The following is a 968-nucleotide window of genomic DNA, read 5'->3' as shown; positions in this document are numbered from 1 at the left end:
ATTTTAAGGGGATTAACGACACCTTCGGTCATTTGGTTGGCGATCAAGTTCTACGTTTTATCGCAAACAAATTATCAGCTATGGATTCAGATAATCTGATCACCTTCCGCTTAGGCGGAGATGAATTTGGTGTGTTAAAGATAAATGATGATTCGTTTGATGGAAAGGTCGTTGATAGTCTCGAGTTGCAATTGCAACAGGAAATAAAACACGGCTCTATAAATCTAAAAGGTATAGATATCTCCTTCTCTACAAGTCTCGGAATTGCGAAGTGCATTGATCAAATATTCACTTGGGATCAGTTGTACGATGACGCAGATCAAAATCTATATCACGTGAAAAAAAGCCTAACGCACTAAGGTATATTTGATATCAATTCTGTCGCGATACTGAGTGTTTTGCCTGTCTTTTTAATTTCGGTTTCTGGCAATATATCAAGGCTAGGCCATAACCCGTTTCCAAGCGCGTTGATATATCCCTGATTCAATCCTGCACTTTGCATAAGGGCCTGTGTGTTCTTAAAGTCATAACAGAGACGATGCCAGCTGACCTCTAAACCTTCTGCATTTGGTGTTATTAGCATATACCAGACATCTGCAGTTGCGTCATTTGCGGGCATTCCAATAACGCCGGCATTCAACCATGCCTTGTCTTCAATCAACTCTCCAAAAGGCAAGCCACAATGTCCGCCAATAATTATGTCGGAGTCGGTTTGCTTAAGTTGCTGTAGTTTGTCCGTCGTAGAGCTTGACCTAAAGATAAATTGACTCTGTTGGTTCACTCCGCCATGGATGACAATGATGGTTTTACCGTGGTAGTTAATCTTTAGATTATTGGGAAGGTCTGCCATCCAGACTTTCTGATCTTCACCAATTCTTGCTTTAGAGTATTCGTACCATTGTTTTGACGCGAGGTCGCACGACGAGTTTTCCTCAAATCCGCAGCCACAATCGAATTTATCGTTTCCT

General features: G+C 41.4%; 2 protein-coding genes. One reads left to right on the top strand and one right to left on the bottom strand.

All coding sequences use genetic code 11. The annotated features are described in order from the left end of the window. Positions 1–359, top strand: a 359-nt coding sequence (locus A3739_RS02460; protein ID WP_156502274.1) for a GGDEF domain-containing protein, incomplete at its 5' end; no start/stop codon positions are given. Here A3739_RS02460 and A3739_RS29195 read toward each other — a convergent pair. Further along, the coding region (locus tag A3739_RS29195) for a metallophosphoesterase (RefSeq protein ID WP_068500116.1) at positions 356–968 on the bottom strand (613 nt) is incomplete at its 5' end. The two genes, A3739_RS02460 and A3739_RS29195, sit on opposite strands and share 4 nt — an antisense overlap.

This window comes from Oleiphilus sp. HI0067 (assembly GCF_001635735.1).
The sequence above is the reverse complement of the archived record's forward strand: the minus strand, read 5'-3'. Positions and strand labels throughout refer to the sequence as shown.